We start from the raw sequence: 19,535 nt of genomic DNA, 5'->3' as shown, positions 1-19,535 counted from the left end.
GGTTTAAACGAATTTAATAATAGTTTTAACAAATACAATCATTTAATTAAAAATCGATTTAGCATTTTTAATTTTTATAGAATCAGCCGAACGAAATCACATTAAATTAACAACAGGCATTTATAAAAAACAGGCAACAATGGCTTAATAAAGCACTTTAATGGAATATACGAACCGAAAAAAAAGGGAGCTATTTTAGATGATTTACTATAGTTGATGATATAAAAGCATGTAATTACCTGAGCGTGCTTATAACCATTTTATATTTAAGAGTTGCGCCCTTTACCAAACCCTCTAACAAAGTGCACATTTTTAAACGACTAATATACTTGGTTTAAAATAGCAGTAGTTAGTTAACAGAGAATATTAATAATCAAGTTAACAATAAGTATTTGGGCCAATGCATAGAATGCTTTTACTATGCCTTAATGGCTATTTTGCTTTATACGCTATATCTACAAACTCAATCAAAACAAAAAACCCTATGCATTTTATGCACAGGGTTTTAATACTTTGTGGTATCGCTTGTTGTCGGGATGGCAGGATTCGAACCTGCGGCCTCCACATCCCAAATGTGGCGCGATACCGGGCTACGCTACATCCCGATTGGGTTTGCAAAGGTAAGAATTTCAAAACCATTTGCAAATATTTTTTTCATCTTTTCAATTCCGAACGATTGCATCTTAGATGCTTTGAAACCGAAGACTTGAGGAGCTTAGAAACGTATTCGTGTTTTCCCTTAAATCTGCTGCAAAGATAGCATCTGCTTTAATAATTGCAAATCGTATTCTGCTATTTTGAGTATATTAAACGTATTACAGGCTATATTTCATCCTATCCTATTGTAAATCAAACACTAAATTTTCTTCTTTTTTTCATCCTAAGTTAATGAGCTTATAACACCGCGCTAATGTTAAAAGATGTTAATGATAATTCGAGTCTGACAGATTAAACTGAACTTGCTGGTAATTAGTACTATGGTAACATTTTTACTTATAATCCTATGCATTACCACAAAATTAATAACCTGTTAGGCTGGCTCTGTTTTCTCATCGCTTTAACCAGCTACATTTTAACCCTCGAACCTTCTGTAAGCTTTTGGGACTGCGGCGAATTTATTTCCTGCGCTTACCGCCTGCAGGTTTCGCATCAGCCAGGGTATCCCCTATTTGCCATGATTGGTAAAGCTTTTTCGTTACTCTCTATGGGTAACCGTGCCAGGGTGCCTTACTTTACCAATATGGCATCGGCTATAGCCAGTGCAGCCACAGTGATGTTTCTATTCTGGACTATCACCGCGCTGGCCAAAAAGGCTTTGGTGAAGCAGCCAGAATTACTCAATGGTAAAGACATGGTGCTGATCATGGGTTCGGGACTGGTAGGTGCACTGGCGTTTGCTTACACTGATACTTTTTGGTTTTCGGCTGTTGAAACCATTGTGTTTGCGCAGGCTACATTATGCGTGTCAGTAGTATTTTGGGCTATGCTTAAATGGGAAGCGCGCGCCGAGCAACCCGACGCCGACCGCTACCTGGTGCTTATTGCTTACATCATGGGCTTATCTATTGGCATACACCTGCTTAATCTGTTAACCATTCCGGCTCTTACGCTGATATATTGTTTCAAGCGGTCTAAACAGATTAATACCAAACGGACCTTATTAGCCTTGCTCACCGGCATTACGTTGCTGGCCTTTGTACAGTTTGGCATTATTCAATACTCAGTAAAAATTGCGGCTTACTTTGATTTGTTCTTTGTAAACAGTTTGCACATGGGCTTTGGCAGTGGTGTACTGGTATTTCTGCTATTGCTGTTAGGGATATTGATTGGTGGCATTATCTACAGCATCCGTAAAAATAAACCGGTGTTAAATCTGGCACTGATCTGCATCACATTTATTTATTTTGGATATGGCTCTTTTGCCATGATACCCATACGCGCCCATGCCGGAACTAACTTAAACAATACCCACCCAGATAACGCCTTTATTTTACAGCGCTATCTCAACCGCGAACAATACATCGCACCGCCATTAGTGTATGGACCATATTTTGACGCTCACCCCATCGATCAGCAAGATGGTGCTACCATTTACCGTAAAGGCAAGCAACAATATGAAGTGGCAGGCAAAAAACAAAACCTTATTTATGACCACAATACGCTGCTGCCACGCATTTATAGCGATGAGGCCGGCGATATTAGCTTTTATAAACAGTGGCTGCAGTTAGGCGAAGGCCAGGCACCTACGTTTAAAGACAACCTAAGCTTCTTATTTAGCTGGCAGGTTTACCAAATGTATGTGCGCTACTTTTTGTGGAACTTTGTGGGTAGATATAACGATCAGGATGGGCAAACCAGTACAACCGACTTAAACGGTAACTGGACTTCGGGCTGGTTTGACGGCAATAAGCATCTCCCCGCTTTCATCAAGCAAAGTAATACTTACACCCCGTTGTATGCGTTGCCGCTTATTATTGGTTTATGCGGGATGTTTTACCATTTTAAACGCAATAAACGGGATGCAGGCATCATTGCCTTACTGTTCTTTTTTACCGGGATAGCTATCGTACTGTATGTCAATCAGCCCTCGGTACAACCACGCGAACGCGATTACTCTTACGTAGGCTCGTTTTATGCGTTTTCCATTTGGATTGGTTTGGGGGTGATTGGCTTGGTTAGGCTTGCTCAAACCAAGGTAAAAACGCATTACCTGTCGCCGGCCATTATTATAGTTTGCCTATTAGCTGGACCGGTGCTGATGGCTAAACAGGAATGGAGCGCCCACGACCGGTCGACCAAGCTTACCGCTCATGATATGGCAAGCAACTATTTAAATTCATGCGCCCCTAACGCTATTTTATTTACTTATGGCGATAATGATACTTACCCGTTGTGGTACGCGCAAGAGGTGGAAGGTATACGCCCAGATATTCGTTTAGTGAATTTGAGTTTATTGGGTATGGACTGGTATATTAAACAAATGAAACATCCAATTAATAAAGCTGCCGCGCTGCCGGTTACGATGGATGATGATGTGTACAAAGCCGGTATTCGGGATTATTTGTCTTATCATGATGCTAAAATTCCTGACTCAGTTGAACTGAAAGAACTATTTGAATTTATAACGTCGGATAATAAAGAAACAAAGGTGAGTTACGAAAATGGCACGACCAGCAATTATCTGCCCACCAAAATTTTAAGCTCAGCATTAACGCCAAAGAGGTAGTCAATAACAATATTTTACCTGCCGATATGCGCAATCGTATTACAAAAACCATGGAGTGGCAGTACCCTAATGATTACATTACCAAGGACCAATTGGCGTTGATAGATATTCTGGTACACAACCAATGGAAACGCCCTATCTACTTTACCAACGGCGCGCCTAACGAAAATGTTATTGGCTTACGCCCTTACTTATACAACGAAGGTTTTGCCTATCGTTTGCTACCTATTAAAAAAAATACAGCAGACCAGCAACCAGCTAACCAAATTAATACTTTGGTGATGTATGATAATGTAATGAACAAGTTTAAATGGGGGAACATGAAACACGCCCGTTTGCTGGACCAACAGTCTACCTCTTTGTTTTATCCATTCATTATCAATACTTTTTTAAATTTGAGCAGAAACTTAGCTGTCGAAAACCACCCTGACCTGGCTGTTAAAACACTGCATAAGTACGACTAGGTGATGCCCGATATCTATCCTAATGCAGATGTTGCGGTTCGAAAATTTTATCTGGCTGACACGGCCTGTAACTTAAAAGAGTACCGACTGGCCAACAAGATACTCAGCAGTGTTGACCGCTATATTAAAGACCAGCTGGACTATAATTACCACTGCTTACAAACCGATGCCGATACTATTAATCCGTATGATGTGCAAGTGAGCATTTCGCTGTTAAATGAGATGGCTGAGCTGACTGCCAGGCACCAACAACTGGCGGTTAGCGCCCAAGTGCAAAAGCATCTAACAGAATATCGAAGCAAGTTTACCTCCGTTATTCAACAACCTTAAACCTTATAGAACAGCAAGGGCCTGCAGTACATCTGTAGGCCCTGTTATTTGAGTTAAATCGACTAATGCTACCAACCGGCCATAATCTTCATCATGGTTGCTGGAACCGCCCCATAAGCTTCCGTGTTTCCCAATCAAAATAAATAGCATTGATAGGACCACTGGTACGTTCGGCATAACTTAAATCATAACCCATTTTTTTGAGTGCATTACGTAAATCCTCTTTGGTATTGCTATTCAACAGGATTTGTCTCGGCTTGGGTTCGCGATCGGACGTTTTACTTCCACCTAATGATAACCATAACTGATTGGTATTAAAATTAGCAGCTTGTGTTGCTTTTTGCACCGTCATCCCGAACTCCACAACATTTAGAAAAACTGTAACAAATCTTGGTCTTGCGTGTCGCCGCCCTGCACCGCGGCCGACAGGAACGGTTTGCCATCCTTCAAAAACCTGGATGGCGAAAGCGTAACCCGGGGCCTTTTGCCGGGATCCACTACGTTAAAAGGGTTTAAGGCAGAGTCCAGCACAAAGCTCTGCATACGCTGACTCATGCCGATGCCTGTATTGCCGGCAATGCAGGCCGGTAGCCAGCCACCGCTTGGCGTTACCGATACAACCCAACCCTCTTTGTCCGCTGCCTCGATAGAAGTAGTACCCCTCCAAAGGCTATCCTGATATAAGTCTTTAGGCATGTTACTCCCTAAATAGTGCTTAGGAGCAAAATTGCGTTTAGTGGTGTGCATTTCAAAGCCACGTTGCTTAAGTAACTGAATGAAACGGTTAGACTTACCTTCAAATAGGTACGGATCACCGGGCCTCATCTGAGGATCATTTTTATCCTGCTTAATTAGTAAAGAGCGTTGTTTTGCATGGGCCTCACTCAATAGGCCCTTAATCGGTTCTTGCGGGTTAGCATAGGGGCGCCGTAATAAAAATCGCGGTCGGCAAAGGATAGATTCATGGCTTGATACAACGTGTGTATGTATTGCGGGCTATTATATCCCATACCTTTTAAGTCAAAGTTTTCTAGGAAATCAAGTGCTTGCAGCACCACCGGGCCTTGTGTCCATTGCTGCGGTTTATAAACATCGATGCCTTTATAGTTTGCTTGCCGCGGTTCTTCTTAACACTAACATGAACAAAGCAAACCAACCTTGTAGAATTGATAACTTATTAAGATAGATAATTGTTCTTACTGATAGAAGCTTCTATGCTTTAGTACCCAGTATAAACCCTTAACATTTACGGCATAGACAGGTAGAACGAAGATCAAAATAATTTCCTCCACTAAATCTAAAGCAGTTAGGGCAACAGTTATATAAAACAACGGTAATAATGGACCAGTAAAAAAGAAAAAAGACAGCAGAAAAGCCGCCTGAGAAACAGCCGCTATTTTAGCAACATACGTGTGAAAATTCGTCATGCGGCGATATCTGTAAAAAGCCATACCCAACTGTACAATATATAATAAGGCCAATACAATAACAAACTCAATCCTGTTCATTAAAAAAAGCAGATTAGAGCTTAACAACCCAACGATGCCAGCCGCCACTGTTAAATCATCACCAATAGAATCCATCTTTGCGCCAAACACACTGACTACATGATAACGGCGAGCCAAATAGCCGTCGATAGCATCTGTGGCAAAACTGAGCATGAGCCCCCATCTAAAAATATCGAAACGATGAGTAAAGATTAAGACAAACAAAACCGGAGCAGCAAGTACACGACAAAGCGTTATCCCGTTCACTAAATAATAAGCCCAACCTTTCATATAAATCTAGTAACAAGTAACCAGGGAAAGAGTTGAGTAGTATAAGGTAAGAAGTTAAATGAGAAACCTAAATATGTTGCCAGACTATTAAAACAGTAAACAATAGTGTCAACTAATTAGCCAAAGACATTACAGACAGGAAGAATATTAACCCATCCCCCCCTTTCCTCGCGGGCGTATAAAACGCAAAGCCCCTTGTCTACCAAAGACAAGGGGCTGATAAGCGAAAAGGATTGGGCGCCGACCTACTCTCCCACGTGTTACCGCAGTACCATCGGCTCAGGCGGGCTTAACTTCTCTGTTCGGAATGGGAAGAGGTGGACACCGCCGATATAGGCACCTGAATATTTTAATGTTGCTTTGGGTGGTTGGGTTATGGAGTTTTTCAACTATCTAACCATTCAACTACGGAACCAAGGTCAACAATGACATTGTATTGAAAGAAGTGATTGTTTGCGGGAAAACAACGGTGATTGTTGTTTTGATGGTTGGTGGTTTAACCGGAAAGGGTTAAACCACCATTATCTGTTGTCGAAGAAAGCTTCGGGCAATTAGTATTACTCGGCTATGATGTCACCACCTTTACACCTGTAACCTATCAACGTGGTAGTCTACCACGACCCTCAATGGAAGTCTCATCTTGTGGCTAGTTTCGCACTTAGATGCTTTCAGCGCTTATCTATTCCAAGCGTAGCTACTCTGCAGTACAGCTGGCGCCATAACAGATTCACTAGAGGCTTGTCCAACCCGGTCCTCTCGTACTAAGGTCAGCCCCACTCAAACTTCCAACGCCCACAACAGATAGGGACCGAACTGTCTCGCGACGTTCTGAACCCAGCTCGCGTGCCACTTTAATCGGCGAACAGCCGAACCCTTGGGACCTTCTCCAGCCCCAGGATGTGACGAGCCGACATCGAGGTGCCAAACCTCCCCGTCGATATGAGCTCTTGGGGGAGATCAGCCTGTTATCCCCAGCGTACCTTTTATCCTTTGAGCGATGGCCCTTCCATGCAGAACCACCGGATCACTATATCCGTCTTTCGACCCTGCTCGGCTTGTCTGCCTCACAGTCAAGCAAGCTTATGCTATTGCACTCCACGTACGGTTACCAAGCGTACTGAGCTTACCTTTGAAAGCCTCCGTTACCTTTTTGGAGGCGACCACCCCAGTCAAACTACCCGCCAAACAATGTCCTCCGCTGTGCAGAGTTAGACACCAAATACAGAAAGGGCGGTATTTCAAGGTTGGCTCCATGAGTCCTGGCGAACCCACTTCGCTGCCTCCCGCCTATCCTACACATCCTGTATCCGATATCAATGTTAAGTTGTAGTGAAGGTGCATGGGGTCTTTCCGTCCCGTTGCGGGTAACCGGCGTCTTCACCGATACCACAATTTCACCGAGCTCATGGCTGAGACAGCGCCCAGATCGTTACACCATTCGTGCAGGTCGGAACTTACCCGACAAGGAATTTCGCTACCTTAGGACCGTTATAGTTACGGCCGCCGTTTACCGGGGCTTCGATTCAATGCTTCGCCTTGCGACTAACATCCCCTCTTAACCTTCCGGCACCGGGCAGGTGTCAGGCCTTATACGTCATCTTTCGATTTTGCAAAGCCATGTGTTTTTGTTAAACAGTCGCCTGGGCCTTTTCACTGCGGCTGCCATTGCTGACAGCGCCCCTTCTCCCGAAGTTACAGGGCCATTTTGCCGAGTTCCTTAGCCATGAATCACTCGAGCACCTTAGGATTCTCTCCTCGACTACCTGTGTCGGTTTACGGTACGGGTTTTGATAACCTGAAGCTTAGCAGGTTTTCTTGGAAGTCTGATTACCATCACTATCACGCCACCCGAAGGCTTTGTGTACTATCAGCTTTCAGCAAATCTGGCGTACTTTACTACCAAACCTATACCTACGGCCTTTAACGTTCTATTCCGTCAGAACGCGGATGTGTCACTACTCCGTCACTGCATCGCAGTTATCAAAAGTACGGGAATATTAACCCGTTGTCCATCGGAATCTCCACTCGGATTATCCTTAGGCCCCGACTAACCCTGATCCGATTAGCGTTGATCAGGAAACCTTAGTCTTTCGGTGGGCGGGTTTCTCTCCCGCCTTATCGTTACTTATGCCTACATTTGCTTTTCTACAATCTCCACATGCGCTTGTCGCGTCATGCTTCACTGACGGTAGAATGCTCCCCTACCAGTGTATATAAATATACAATCCATAGCTTCGGTATACTATTTAATGCCCGTTTATTATCCATGCCCGACCGCTCGACTAGTGAGCTGTTACGCACTCTTTAAATGAATGGCTGCTTCCAAGCCAACATCCTAGCTGTCTGTGCAGTCGGACCTCGTTAGTTCAACTTAATAGTAATTTGGGGACCTTAGCTGATGGTCTGGGTTCTTTCCCTCTCGGCCCTGGACCTTAGCACCCAGAGCCTCACTGCAGCGTATATTACTCAGCATTCGGAGTTTGTCTGGATTTGGTAGGATTTGACTCCCCCGCACCCAATCAGTAGCTCTACCTCTGTGTAACTTTACCGCCACGCTGTTCCTAAAAACATTTCGGGGAGTACGAGCTATTTCCCAGTTTGATTAGCCTTTCACCCCTACCCACAAATCATCCGGAAACTTTTCAACGTTTATCGGTTCGGTCCTCCAGTACCTGTTACGGCACCTTCAACCTGTCCATGGGTAGATCACAAGGTTTCGCGTCTACCTCCTCTGACTGCACGCCCTATTCAGACTCGCTTTCGCTTCGGCTTCGTGTCTTAAACACTTAACCTTGCCAGAGAAGAGTAACTCGTAGGCTCATTATGCAAAAGGCACGCCGTCACAGAACAAGTCTGCTCCGACCGCTTGTAAGCACACGGTTTCAGGTTCTATTTCACTCCCCTGTTCGGGGTTCTTTTCACCTTTCCCTCACGGTACTGGTTCACTATCGGTCTCTGGGTAGTATTTAGCCTTACCGGATGGTGCCGGCAGATTCCTACAGGGCGTCTCCGACCCCGCAGTACTCAGGATACTACTAGGTTATTTATTATTACGCGTACGCAGCTCTCATGCTCTATGGCGGGCCTTCCCATACCCTTCCGCTTCTGTTAAATATACCACATCGTAGTCCTACAACCCCCAACTTGCCGTAACAAATTGGGTTTGGGCTGTTTCCCTTTCGCTCGCCACTACTCAGGAAATCACTATTGTTTTCTCTTCCTCTGCTTACTTAGATGTTTCAGTTCAGCAGGTTTGCGCATTTATGCAATCCATCTTCAATGGATTAGGTTTCCCCATTCGGAAATCTGCGGATCAATTCATATTTGCTAATCCCCGCAGCTTATCGCAGCTTATCACGTCCTTCATCGCCTCCCAGAGCCAAGGCATCCCCCGTGTGCCCTTTCTTACTTTCTTCTATCTATACCGCTTTTGCTCGGTATGATATGTCTTTATGTTCGTTCGTTATTTGTATCGGGTATCAGGTAATTAGTATCAGGTATCAAAACTTGCATCCTGCTACTGCTACTTTATACTTGCTACTCCATACTTACAACGTCCTTCACTGTTGTTTTCTCGTTTACAATTACTTCTTCCAATATGTCAAAGAACTTTTGTTTTCATCTGTAGCGGAATCTCATATTCAATGATCCCTGTAGAAAACAGCGTGGAGAATAACGGATTCGAACCGTTGACCCCCTGCGTGCAAGGCAGGTGCTCTAGCCAGCTGAGCTAATTCCCCAAAAAGATGTCAACCCCTGTAGTAGTCCCGAGCAGATTTGAACTGCTGACCCCTACATTATCAGTGTAGTGCTCTAACCAAACTGAGCTACGAGACTTGGTGTTATTAATAACAGCCATCCCGCTTTCTCCTCTGTGTTGATTAGATAAAGCTTTCTGATATGGCTTCTTCTTCTGGGTTTTTCTTCCTCTTTTTCTTCTTTTACTTTAAGAATGACATGTGCGTAGCAGAATCCTTTACTTCCAGATTGCTTCCTTTTAGATCTCTTTCAGCCTTTAACGTTACTGGCCTTTATGGATACTGCTCCAGAAAGGAGGTATTCCAGCCGCACCTTCCGGTACGGCTACCTTGTTACGACTTAGCCCCAGTTACCGGTTTTACCCTAGGACGCTCCTTGCGGTTACATACTTCAGGTACCCCCAGCTTCCATGGCTTGACGGGCGGTGTGTACAAGGCCCGGGAACGTATTCACCGCGTCATTGCTGATACGCGATTACTAGCGAATCCAACTTCACGGGGTCGAGTTGCAGACCCCGATCCGAACTGTGAACAGCTTTTTGAGATTGGCATCCTGTTGCCAGGTAGCTGCCCTCTGTACTGCCCATTGTAGCACGTGTGTAGCCCCGGACGTAAGGGCCATGATGACTTGACGTCGTCCCCTCCTTCCTCTCTACTTGCGTAGGCAGTCTGTTTAGAGTCCCCACCTTAAATGCTGGCAACTAAACATAGGGGTTGCGCTCGTTGCGGGACTTAACCCAACACCTCACGGCACGAGCTGACGACAGCCATGCAGCACCTAGTTTCGTGTCCCGAAGGACTGATTCGTCTCTGAATCATTCACTAACTTTCAAGCCCGGGTAAGGTTCCTCGCGTATCATCGAATTAAACCACATGCTCCTCCGCTTGTGCGGGCCCCCGTCAATTCCTTTGAGTTTCACCCTTGCGGGCGTACTCCCCAGGTGGAATACTTAACGCTTTCGCTTAGACGCTGACCGTATATCGCCAACATCGAGTATTCATCGTTTAGGGCGTGGACTACCAGGGTATCTAATCCTGTTTGATCCCCACGCTTTCGTGCCTCAGTGTCAATCACACTTTAGTAAGCTGCCTTCGCAATCGGTGTTCTGTGACATATCTATGCATTTCACCGCTACTTGTCACATTCCGCCTACTTCAACTGTATTCAAGCCCATCAGTATCAAAGGCACTGCGATAGTTAAGCTACCGTCTTTCACCCCTGACTTAATAGGCCACCTACGCACCCTTTAAACCCAATAAATCCGGATAACGCTTGGATCCTCCGTATTACCGCGGCTGCTGGCACGGAGTTAGCCGATCCTTATTCTTACCGTACATTCAGCTCGATACTCGTATCAAGGTTTATTCCGGTACAAAAGCAGTTTACAACCCGTAGGGCCGTCTTCCTGCACGCGGCATGGCTGGTTCAGGCTTGCGCCCATTGACCAATATTCCTTACTGCTGCCTCCCGTAGGAGTCTGGTCCGTGTCTCAGTACCAGTGTGGGGGGTCATCCTCTCAGATCCCCTAGACATCGTCGCCTTGGTGGGCCGTTACCCCGCCAACTAGCTAATGTCCCGCATGCCCATCTTTATCCTATAAATATTTGATCAAACTATAATGCTATAACTTGATGTTATGCGGTGTTAATCTCTCTTTCGAGAGGCTATCCCCCTGATAAAGGTAGGTTACATACGTGTTACGCACCCGTGCGCCACTCTCATAAGCCCGAAAGCTTAATCCCGTCCGACTTGCATGTATTAGGCCTGCCGCTAGCGTTCATCCTGAGCCAGGATCAAACTCTCCATTGTAAAATGTTTTGTTTATGATCCAGACCCTATTACTCAAAATAGAAATCTGATTATTAATTGTATCTTTATACAGTATCCTAACCGTAACTAACTTCTGAGAAACTCTAAATGGTTTTCTTTTTCTTTCTTAGCAAAGATTAGTAGTTCCCTACCGCTCCCGCTACGCTACATGTTACTTCTTAAAAGAACTTTTCGCCTCGGTCTCTCACTCCGGCTTTATATCTGCTTACCACAACTGGTAAGTGACTTTCTAACTGTTTTCCCTATCTTCCGATTGGGAGTGCAAAGGTAATCATCTTTTCTACTTTAACAAAAAAAAGTTTTTCTTTTTTTTTGACCAGGTTTCGCTTGGTTTGCCAACCCCGTTTCGATTCAGTCTCGCCGGCTTAACGCCCTGCTTGCCTGATGATTACTTCCCGCTTTTCAATCTTCCCCGCTCATTGCGATTGGGAGTGCAAAGGTAAAAATAGTTTTCACTTTCTAAAAAAAAAGTTCAATCTTTTTTTGAGGTTGTTTTTGAAGGCCGCTTTGCCGAACTTTCATGATTAAATATACTAATCACGTCTTAGTCTTTAAGCTTCGGCAAGTTCAGCTTTCGCTTTATTTACCTACCTCGTTCATTCCCGCTATCCTTTCAACTCACCCCCCCCTTCCTTGCGATTGGGAGTGCAAAAGTAGCGTTTTTATCCTTCTTTGCAAAAACAACTTCGCTTTTTTCTTGTTATTGCGCGGTTTGGACTGATTAGCAGAGCGATAAAGTTCCAGCCCTATCGCTCTGGATCTACGTTGAACCATTTAAGTTCAATCAATTGAAATAAGGAGCTGACACGAGCTTAAACGCTTCCTTATATAATATGTATCTACGCTTTACAATCCTAATAAGCTTAACTATTAGACTTGCTTCATATCAACGCTCCATACAACAGGGTATCGCTTAAAGTAAAAAAACGCTCGAAAATTATCATCACTACACGCATCGAACGGCTAATTAATTGATAACAAGCCCCTTTTTTCTATCAAATGATATAAGGCGCTAAAAATGCACGCCAAAAAGGATAAATTTGCCGCCCCATCAGGATTTTTAAATATACGTTATGGCGTGGTCAGATAAATTAAAGTTAAAGAAAGGGCTTGTACAGTCTTTAAACGAAGTAGGGTTTGTATCTCCAAAAGAAATTCAGCAGAAAACATTGACGCGCATCAGCGGCGGCCAGGACGTCATTGCAGTTGGGCCAGAAGGCTGCGGCAAAACCACTACTTATATATTAGCGACGCTCAACAAATTTAACTACACGCCTGACGGTATACCAAGAGTTTTGATACTGGCGCCTGATAAAGATATGGTGGAGGAGATTGTATTTAAGATTAGCCAGCTCAACAAAAACAAAGCACTTTCAGTTGTTGCACTATTTGCAGCTCCTGGTATTGAAGCACAAATGGATGCCATGGCCGATGGAGCCGACATTGTGGTTGCCACACCTGATAGGGCTCGTGCCATCTATCTTAAACTTGGCCTGGATGTAAATAAGATCGAATTGCTGATTATTGATGATGCGGAGTTGATTGTTAAGCAAGGTTTGCAATTACCTGTTACCGAATTGGCAAGCAGTATCTCTAAATGTCAGCACCTTGTTTTTACCGAAGTGTTGCACGAACGTTTAAACAGAATGATAGCGCCGTTTATGAAGCAACCGGCTACCATTGAGGTGGAGGAAATGGCAGAGATGCAGTTTGATCTGCATCAGCAAATGCTGTACTTGCTACCCAATTTTGGTACTAAAGTAAATTTACTCAACTTTTTTATGCAGGACGAAGACCTATTTACCAAAGTGGTTTTATTTGTAAACACCCGCCTCACAGCCGAAAAATTATATAAGAGTTTGCATGACCGTAAAAACTCGGTAGCCTTGTTAAACCCATGGTTTTTTGAGATGGATGGATTTACATCAGTAGATGAATTTAAAAACTCTGCTACCCGCGTATTAATTGTAGTTAATGAGGCAGAACAGCAACTGGATCTGGATCATATCCCCTTCCTGATTCATTTTGAATTACCGATTGAAAAAGAAACTTATATCAACCGTATAATCAATCACTGGCCGGATATAGAAGGTGAAACCATAGCGCTTACTTTTGCTACCGATCTTGAATTAAGCGCAGTTAAAAAAATAGAACAGGCTACCGGACAAAAAATTCCCATGAGCGAATTGCCTGAAGATTTAATTATTGAAAGAGAACGCACATCTGCTGATATAGCCGAAAAGAAGGCGGCCAAAGCAAAAGCAGATGATAACGCTCCTGGACCGGCCTTTCACGAAAAGAAAGCCAGTAATGCAAAAACTTACAATTACAGAGCTGGTTTAAAAGCTAAAATGAATAATAAGAAGAAGCATTAAATGTCATAATTGATAATGTTCGTAGCATTATGTCTGCAAGTTGATTACTCAGTTACTAAAAGAGGTAGAAACATATAAGTCTTCTACCTTTTTTCTTGCCCAATCGGTTTTCCTTAAAAACTTAAGGCTCGATTTGATGCTGGGGTTGTCATTAAAACAATTAATGCGAATGCGTGCCCCGAGTTCTGTCCATCCATAATAGGATACCAACTCGTTCAATATAGCTTCTAACGTTTTACCGTGAAGCGGGTTATTGGCTTGCTGTTGCATAGATGCAAAAGTAATGGAAATAAATAAGCTCAATTACATCTTTGATTAAGTGCCTCAGTTCTGCAGACGGCGAATACCGTAGAGACGCCAGCACCGCCTGCTAATGAAATTTAACTCCATGCAAAATTAGGACGCAGAGAATGTTGTGCGTATCAGCATTTAAACTGGCTGTTACCAGTCATTCCGACAATGATGATGATGCAACGATGTCTATATTGAAATAAAGGTATTAGCAGATTGAGAAGAATATATGATTCAAATCGCTTCTACCCTGGCGCTATTTGTAAATAAATAATATTACATGCGGTTGTCAGTTTTAAAAAGAAGTTTGCCTGTAAAATATATTAATCAAGCGCTCAAAATCACAAGCATAAAATAAGCGGCAGGGTATGAGAGCCTGCCGCTTAACATCAAATAAAACCAACCTGGAATAACCAATCAATATCCAGGATTTTGCGTGAGTTGTGGATTTAGATCACGCTCTGATTGTGGAATTGGCCACAATTCGTTTTTGCCAACAACAAAGCTTCTTTTTTTATAGATATAATAACCATCAGCATCAACCTGATAACCCGGCGTATTATTTAATTTCATACCTGTAAACTGCTGGTTGTTTTCGCTTGCTATAATGCCCCAACGCAAGCAATCGTAGTAACGCAGGCCTTCAAAGGCAAATTCTACACGGCGCTCTCTCCGCACTATCGTGCGCAAAGCAGTTTGGTCTAAAGTAGTTACTGCTGGCATACGTACAGTCGCTCTGCCTCTAACTTTGTTAACTGTAGCGTCTAATAAAGCCTGGTCTACACCAGTTCCTGATTCCAGCCTGGATTCGAGGTAACCAAGTAACACCTCTGCATAACGAATCAGTGGAAAATTGTTACCGTCGTTAGATGTTGTTGCTACGTTAGGATCATCTTCCAAAAACTTGTAAATCGCATAGCCACTCCAAACACCGGGATATTGATCCAGGCGGTCAACAAAAGTAGTACCTGGCTTGGCAGAATAGGTACGGCCCCGGAACACCGTGCGGTCAGAAATCATGATGTTGAAGTCCAGCCTTGGGTCGCGGTTATTATAGGGGTTGTTTCTGTCGTACAATGGTGATTGTGTAATCGGCCTGCCATCAATACATTCAAAGTCTTTCACCAACTCATTAAACGGCGAGAATTGGTGCCAGCCTCCCCAAGTTTCGGGGGTAAGGTATTGCAATAAAGCATGGCTATAAGTATCTCTTATATACTGCATTGAAAGTAAAACCTCCGGACTATTTTCGCCGGCATTAAGAAATAATTCCCGGTAACGCGAATCAATAGAATAGGCATTCATATCAATAATCGCTTTGTAAGTTGTTGCTGCATCAGTCCATTTTTTCTGGGCCATTTGCAACCTGCCTAATATAGCCAGTGTGCTGGCTGCTGTCATATGCCCTTGTTGGGCTGCCGGTACAGTATTGGGCAATGCAGTAGCAGCGGCTTTTAGTTCAGTTTCACAAAAAGCCCAAACATCAGCTTTTGGAGTACGGGTTACACTGTTAGCTTCTGCTGTCGATAAGAGTTTTTGAACTAACGGAACGTCGCCAAAATAAAGTGCAAGATTAAAGTAATCATAAGCACGAATAGCTCTTACTTCTGCAATCATGATATTTTTAGTGCTGGCATCCATAGGCACCTGACCAATATTAGCCAGAAAGTTATTGCAGCGGGCAATTTGCCTATAACTTGAGCTGTAATAAGTACCGGTAACACCATTGGCAGTGTTCAGTGCCCCATTGGTAATGTTATCTGGTAAAGATTCCTTTTCTGATCCGTTACCTGCGGCAAGATCCAAATTAATCATACCCAGACCCGACCAAAAATTATAATTTGTAAAGCCAGCACCCGTATCATAAACGCCGTTAAGTGCTAATGTTGCATCATTAGCCGTTTTCCAAAAAGTTGCGTCTGATATGGCCGAGAGCGGTTGTCTGTCTAAAAAATTCTTTTTGCAGCCGGTTGTAAAAGCCATCGCTACGCCTAAGGCTACCGATGTTTTTAACAATAATTTTATATTGAATATTTTTTTCATTGTTGAATCGTCTTTAAGCTATGGTCAATTAAAGTTTTACGTTAAAACCAAACGTATAAATCGCAGTGATAGGATAATAGTTAGGTTGGTCGCCTGACCCCTGCATGTTTTCAGGATCCCAGCCGGTGTAAAATTTATCCCATTTAAATAAATTCTGACCACCTGCAAATACTCTTAATTTTGACAGATGTAGCTTTTTGGTGAGTGATGGTGACAGCGTATAACCAATTTGTAAGTTTTTCAACCTAATGAAGGTGCCTGACCTGTTCCAATACGAATTGGTTTGTACGTTAGCACTACCCTGCCCAAGGCTGGTAATACGCGGATATTTTGCATTAGGATCAGGATTGGCGGTAGTCCACGCATTATCTGCCTGCCACTGCTGGATGTTGCCGCCATTGTAGTAGGCAAATGCCATATATGAGCCCATTTGCTCCGTATAGCCTCCTAGGCCTGCAAATAAAGCAGAGAAGTCGAATCCTTTATAGCCTGAATTAATTAATAAACCATAGGAAGTAGTTGGGTTTTTATAACCTATAATAGTACGATCATAGGTGGCATCTACTTTGCCGTCAGGTACGCCATTAGGTCCGCTTATATCTTTAAAGCGTATGCTACCAGGCTGCCCTGCAGTTGGTTGAGTAGGATAATTAGCTACATCGTTAGCATCACGGAATAAGCCGTCAGCTACATACCCGTAAATAGGGTTCATAGGTTGGCCAACAAAAAAGTCAGGGATTACACGCTGTATGTTTCCGGCAATTTCAGTAACCTTTTGCTTATTGTAAGAAAAATTTGGACTCAGTGCTAAAGTAAACCCACCTTTTTTAATATTATAAGTCAGGTTAGTTTCTAAACCACGGTTGCGCAGGGAGCCGGCGTTAATAGTTGGTGCACCAAGCCCGAGTGTGGTAGAAACGGGAACGTTATATAAAATATCCTTAGCTGTACGGTTATAAACACCTATGCTACCGGTTAACTTACCTCTCCAAAAGCCAAAGTCGATACCCAAATCCGTAGTCGTTGTTGTTTCCCACTTGATGTTTGGATTAGCTGCATTGTTTACGGCAGCGCCGTTTACTAATGTTCCGCCAAAGGTATATCGAGATCCTGTGTTGATAACATATTGATAAGGGTAGTTATTAATATTTCCGTTACCCAATGATCCATAAGATGCTCTTAATTTTAACAGGTCAATCCAGGTTTGCTTGTTTTTAATGAATGACTCTTCTGAAATTACCCAACCGGCTGATACACCAGGAAAAAAGCCATAGCGATTTCCGGATGCAAATCTTGATGAGCCGTTGTAGTTTGCATCTAATTCAAGCAAATATTTTCCCTTATAGTCATAATTGATACGCCCAATGTAAGATATTAAGGCATACTCGTTGGCCGAGCCACCGTTTTGCTGATTGGCTGTAGAGCCAAGATCTAATTCGTATAAAAGGTTATTAGGGAAACGATCGCGGAAAGCATTAAAACTATCATCACGGTGTTCTTCTTGCTGGTATACCAGCAATACGTTTAAGTTATGGTTTTTAAACGAGTGGTTATACTTTAATATACTATTTAAGGTTACTTCATGACCTTCGGTATAATTATTACTTAAACTGTTCGGACCAACGTACAAATTTTTGTCCAGCTGCAAGTCTGCATTATAAGTTGTTCCAAAACCGTTATAATAGTGATAGCCAGCTGTACCGGTTAAGCTAAGACCTTTTAATATTTCCCAGGTTAGCTGCGTGTTTCCGTAAAAGTTTTTAGCTTTATATTGACTAAAGCCCTGGCTATCCAGCCATCCCTCGGGCGAGTAATTATCCTGATGACCATAAGTACCGTCTGATTTTCTGCCCGCTATAGTATTAGGTTCGCGTACAGCATATCCTATAATTGCTCCAATGCCTCCATAATTAGCTTGTGGCTGAAGCTCAGTTCGGGTAAAACCAGTAATGCTGGTTTTTAATGTAAGTTTATCAGTTAAACGGCTATCAATATTAGCTAATATATCCCATCGTTTATTGCTGGTTTCGGCAGTGATGCCATTTAAATCCCGGTAACTGGTAGAAAACAAATAAGTATGCCTGCCTTCGCCGCCCGAAAAACTAACGTTATGATACTGCTGGAAACCGGACCCCGAGTTTAACAAATCTTTTAAATGGTAAATGTTAGGGTAATTATCGGGGTCGGCACCACTTGCATATTTAGCTACTACGTCAGGGCTTGCTCCGGTAAGCTGAGCATAGGTTGCTGAGTTAACAAATTGCGGCAGCTCAGTAACTTTTTCCCAGCCTAAATAGTTGTTGTATGCAATTTGAGTTGCACCCGCTTTGCCGCGCTTGGTTTGAATTAATATTACGCCGTTTGCACCGCGGTTACCATAAATAGCTGCAGATGCGGCATCCTTTAATACACTGATGCTGCCAATATTATCCGGCGCAACATCATCAATAGATCCGGCTATACCGTCAATCAAAACAAGCGGAGATCTGCCTGCACCGAATGACCCAATGCCTCTGATAGTAATAGATGCACCATCGTTACCCGGGCGACTACTGCCTTGCACCACTTGTACGCCAGGTGCCAGCCCTGCCAATGCCTGAGATGCCTGAGTAATAGGGCGGTTTTCCAACTCGGCAGCGTTTACGGTAGCTACAGAGCCGGTCAGGTTAATTTTTTTTTGCGTACCAAAGCCTACTACAACAACCTCATTTAAATTTTTATTCTCGTCTTTTAATTGTACATCAACTACAGTTTGTCCGTTTACAGCTACCTCCCGGGCTGTAAAACCCAGGTAGGTAAAAACTAAGACACTATTGTTGTCGGGTACGTTAATTGCATAATTACCTTGAGCGTCTGTTACTGCATTAATGTTGGCTCCTTTCACTTTAACAGTAACGCCGGGTAAGCCCTGCCCATTAGCATCGGTTACCTTACCAGTTACCTTCATCACCTGGAGGACGCGTGTGGTAAAAGGCGTAAGCGGATTTTTAGAGGGGAGGACTATCGCAGCAGACTTGTTTGGGATGCTTCCGGTATTTGCTAAGGCGCTTCCTGATGCAACAACCGCTATAAAAGCGGAATTTATAGTTATCTTCAAAAATTTGTTACGCCAGGTATAAGTGGGTAGTAAATTTAAATTCATAAACTGAACGTTGTTATTCGTAAAAAAATAAACATAGCAGTCCCCATTCGCTTGAATAAGCGATTATCGAGGATATAGGACATGGAACGAAAGGCGGTAAAAATGCGTCTCGTTTTACTTTAAAGTTTGGGTGATTTTACATGTCTTGGTTTTAGGTTAATTAATAATTGGTTTATTGAAGTCTGGTATCATTTATCTTCTCGTGATGCCTTTACTTTTGCTTAAAATGGATGGTTCTTAAAATATTATTGAAGAATCAATGCCAACCGATGGTAACAGATTCTCTTTTATATAAGT

General features: G+C 43.2%; 9 protein-coding genes, 3 tRNA genes, 3 rRNA genes and 1 pseudogene. 4 read left to right on the top strand and 12 right to left on the bottom strand.

What is annotated here, in order from left to right; all coding sequences use genetic code 11:
• Positions 1 to 531: 531 nt before the first annotated feature.
• Positions 532 to 605: transfer RNA gene (locus tag AAGR14_RS07875), tRNA-Pro, on the bottom strand.
• Positions 606 to 1,003: 398 nt separating this feature from the next.
• On the opposite strand from AAGR14_RS07875, the gene AAGR14_RS07870 reads away from it, so the two are divergent.
• From AAGR14_RS07870 to AAGR14_RS07860, 3 genes are read left to right on the top strand one after another with little or no spacing between them, the layout of a single operon-like run.
• Complete coding sequence (locus AAGR14_RS07870; RefSeq protein ID WP_342648035.1) at positions 1,004 to 3,226, top strand: DUF2723 domain-containing protein; 2,223 nt, start codon at positions 1,004 to 1,006, stop codon at positions 3,224 to 3,226.
• 26 nt (positions 3,227 to 3,252) lie between these two features.
• A complete protein-coding gene (locus AAGR14_RS07865) occupies positions 3,253 to 3,690 on the top strand; it encodes a hypothetical protein (RefSeq protein WP_342648034.1) in 438 nt (145 codons plus the stop codon).
• 3 nt (positions 3,691 to 3,693) lie between these two features.
• A complete protein-coding gene (locus tag AAGR14_RS07860; RefSeq protein ID WP_342648033.1) occupies positions 3,694 to 4,020 on the top strand; it encodes a hypothetical protein in 327 nt (108 codons plus the stop codon).
• Between the two features lie 91 nt (positions 4,021 to 4,111).
• Here AAGR14_RS07860 and AAGR14_RS07855 read toward each other — a convergent pair whose 3' ends face one another.
• The 8 genes and pseudogenes from AAGR14_RS07855 to AAGR14_RS07820 all read right to left on the bottom strand — a co-directional run bounded on the left by AAGR14_RS07855 (position 4,112) and on the right by AAGR14_RS07820 (position 11,366).
• A complete protein-coding gene (locus AAGR14_RS07855) occupies positions 4,112 to 4,372 on the bottom strand; it encodes a hypothetical protein (RefSeq protein ID WP_342648032.1) in 261 nt (86 codons plus the stop codon).
• A 17-nt stretch (positions 4,373 to 4,389) separates the two neighbouring features.
• Positions 4,390 to 5,117, bottom strand: a pseudogene (locus AAGR14_RS07850) (gamma-glutamyltransferase).
• Positions 5,118 to 5,216: 99 nt separating this feature from the next.
• Positions 5,217 to 5,798 (bottom strand): CDP-alcohol phosphatidyltransferase family protein, encoded by a 582-nt coding sequence (locus AAGR14_RS07845; RefSeq protein ID WP_342648031.1) that lies wholly within the window; start codon positions 5,796 to 5,798, stop codon positions 5,217 to 5,219.
• A gap of 232 nt (positions 5,799 to 6,030) precedes the next feature.
• A 5S ribosomal RNA gene (gene rrf, locus AAGR14_RS07840) occupies positions 6,031 to 6,142 on the bottom strand.
• A 187-nt stretch (positions 6,143 to 6,329) separates the two neighbouring features.
• A 23S ribosomal RNA gene (locus AAGR14_RS07835) occupies positions 6,330 to 9,214 on the bottom strand.
• A 250-nt stretch (positions 9,215 to 9,464) separates the two neighbouring features.
• Positions 9,465 to 9,538: transfer RNA gene (locus AAGR14_RS07830), tRNA-Ala, on the bottom strand.
• Positions 9,539 to 9,560: 22 nt separating this feature from the next.
• Positions 9,561 to 9,635 (bottom strand) — tRNA-Ile (locus AAGR14_RS07825).
• Positions 9,636 to 9,847: 212 nt separating this feature from the next.
• A 16S ribosomal RNA gene (locus AAGR14_RS07820) occupies positions 9,848 to 11,366 on the bottom strand.
• The 16S, 23S and 5S rRNA genes sit together here with 2 tRNA genes alongside, the layout of an rRNA operon.
• A gap of 1,094 nt (positions 11,367 to 12,460) precedes the next feature.
• Here AAGR14_RS07820 and AAGR14_RS07815 point away from each other — a divergent pair.
• Complete coding sequence (locus AAGR14_RS07815; protein ID WP_342648030.1) at positions 12,461 to 13,762, top strand: DEAD/DEAH box helicase; 1,302 nt, start codon at positions 12,461 to 12,463, stop codon at positions 13,760 to 13,762.
• Positions 13,763 to 13,810: 48 nt separating this feature from the next.
• Here the strand turns inward: AAGR14_RS07815 and AAGR14_RS07810 are convergent, their stop codons facing one another.
• From AAGR14_RS07810 to AAGR14_RS07800, 3 genes are all read right to left on the bottom strand, one after another.
• Positions 13,811 to 14,032, bottom strand: coding sequence for a VF530 family protein (locus tag AAGR14_RS07810; protein ID WP_342648029.1), 222 nt, complete (start codon positions 14,030 to 14,032; stop codon positions 13,811 to 13,813).
• A gap of 438 nt (positions 14,033 to 14,470) precedes the next feature.
• Positions 14,471 to 16,096, bottom strand: coding sequence for a RagB/SusD family nutrient uptake outer membrane protein (locus AAGR14_RS07805; RefSeq protein ID WP_342648028.1), 1,626 nt, complete (start codon positions 16,094 to 16,096; stop codon positions 14,471 to 14,473).
• Positions 16,097 to 16,124: 28 nt separating this feature from the next.
• Complete coding sequence (locus AAGR14_RS07800) at positions 16,125 to 19,238, bottom strand: TonB-dependent receptor (protein WP_342648027.1); 3,114 nt, start codon at positions 19,236 to 19,238, stop codon at positions 16,125 to 16,127.
• Between the last annotated feature and the right edge of the window lie 297 nt (positions 19,239 to 19,535).

The organism is Mucilaginibacter sp. CSA2-8R, assembly GCF_038806765.1.
Lineage (GTDB): Bacteria > Bacteroidota > Bacteroidia > Sphingobacteriales > Sphingobacteriaceae > Mucilaginibacter.
Note: the sequence above shows the minus strand (reverse complement) of the source record. Positions and strands in the feature narration are given on the sequence as shown.